Here is a 1,675-nt window from a genome sequence, read left to right on the forward strand (position 1 = left end):
CGACATCTGCCTGAAGTTAGCCGGCGTCCGCGCAGGGGACGAGGTGCTCGTTCCGGCCCTCACCTTCGTCGCTACGGCCAATGGGGTGTCCTACCAAAACGCCACGCCGCACTTCATCGACTCGGAAGCCGTGACGCTCGGCGTCGATTCGGTGCGCCTTGACGCCTGGCTGGCGGAGACGGCGCGTCTCACCGACGAGGGCTGCGTCAACGTGCGGACCGGCGCGCCGATCCGGGCGCTGATGGTCATGCATGTCTTCGGCCATCCGTGTGACCTGGACGGCCTGTGCGAGGTCGCCGCGCGCTGGAAGCTGACCCTGATCGAGGACGCCGCCGAAGGGGTGGGCTCCCGCTGGGGCGGCGAGCACGTGGGCGGCCGCGGCCTGGTGTCGGCGCTGAGCTTCAACGGCAACAAGATCGTCACCACCGGCGGAGGCGGGGCGGTCCTGACCCGCGACCCGGCCTTGGCGGCGCGCGCCAAGCACCTGACCACCACCGCCCGCACGCCGCACCAGTGGTCGTTCGTTCACGACGAGGTCGGCTACAACTACCGCATGCCCAATCTGAACGCCGCCCTCGGCTGCGCCCAGCTGGAGCGGTTGCCGGACATGCTGGCGCGCAAGGCGGAACTGGCGCGGCGCTACGCCACCGCCTTCGCCGGCGTGGAGGGCGTGCGCCTGCTGACGCCGCGCCCCGGCGCCGAGGTCAACCACTGGCTCAACGCCCTGATCCTGGACCGGCCCGACATGGAGGTGCGCGACGCCCTCCTGCAGGCGCTGAACGGCGCCGGCTTCATGGCCCGACCTCTATGGACGCTGATGCACCGGCTGCCGATGTACGCGGCCTGCCCGCGGGCGCCCCTGCCGGTGGCGGAGGCGCTGGAGGCCAGCGTCATAAACATCCCCAGCAGCGCCCGGCTGGCCGACGCCTAGCGGTCCATCACCCTCGCCGGATTGCCGACGACGACGGCGCCGGCCGGCACGTCTTTCGTCACCACCGCCCCCATGCCGATCACCGCGCCGCGGCCGATGCGCAGCGGCCGCTCGGGCGTCCCCTGCTTGAGGACGGCGCCGGTCCCCACATAGACGTCGTCCTCGATCACCGTGTTGCCGTTGACGCAAACACGCGGCGCCAGGGTGACGAAGTCCCCGACCACGCAGTCGTGGGCGACGTAGCTGAACAGATTGGCCTGGAAATGCCGGCCGATCACGACGTTGGCGGTGATCACCACATGGTCGCACAGGATGGCGCCCTCGCCGATCCGCGAAGGCCCCCGAAACACGCAGGTCGGAGCGACGATGGAGACGAAGGTCCGGCCGGCGGCCGTCATCTCGGCGTCGATCCGGCGCCGCTGCCCCGCATCGGCGATGGTGATCGAGATGCCCGTGCCTGGAGATGCATCGTGCTGCAGCACGACCGGCAGGCCGTTGACGGCGTCCTCGCCCGGCTCCAGCACCAGGTGGCAGACCTCGCCGGCGCCCGCCTGGGCCACGGCCAGGGATGCGACTTCACGAGCAAAGCCGCCGGTTCCGCACAATCCGATTCGCATGCCATCCTCCGCGGACATGGTAGCAGGTTGCTAAGGCGCGCGGCCTACAGCTTCGTCATGGAGGCGCGGTTGGGTGTTCGGCGAATCTGCGTGGCGACCAGCGGGCGGGCCGACTACGGCCTGCTGA

General features: G+C 70.4%; 2 protein-coding genes. One reads left to right on the forward strand and one right to left on the reverse strand.

Annotated features, from left to right (window positions below; all coding sequences use genetic code 11):
* A partial coding sequence (locus tag VGB60_RS09190) for a DegT/DnrJ/EryC1/StrS family aminotransferase (RefSeq protein ID WP_331037967.1) occupies positions 1-931 on the forward strand: 931 nt, incomplete at its 5' end.
* Here VGB60_RS09190 and VGB60_RS09195 read toward each other — a convergent pair.
* Positions 928-1,548, reverse strand: coding sequence for an acetyltransferase (locus VGB60_RS09195; protein ID WP_331037968.1), 621 nt, complete (start codon positions 1,546-1,548; stop codon positions 928-930). The two genes, VGB60_RS09190 and VGB60_RS09195, sit on opposite strands and share 4 nt — an antisense overlap.
* Positions 1,549-1,675 lie beyond the last annotated feature (127 nt).

The organism is Brevundimonas sp. (genome assembly GCF_036399195.1).
Lineage (GTDB): Bacteria > Pseudomonadota > Alphaproteobacteria > Caulobacterales > Caulobacteraceae > Brevundimonas.

What these genes read in the sequence shown, in the direction of transcription:
- VGB60_RS09195 (WP_331037968.1), bottom strand. Translation starts at nt 1,548, where the DNA reads ATGCGAATCGGATTGTGCGGAACCGGCGGCTTTGCTCGTGAAGTCGCA.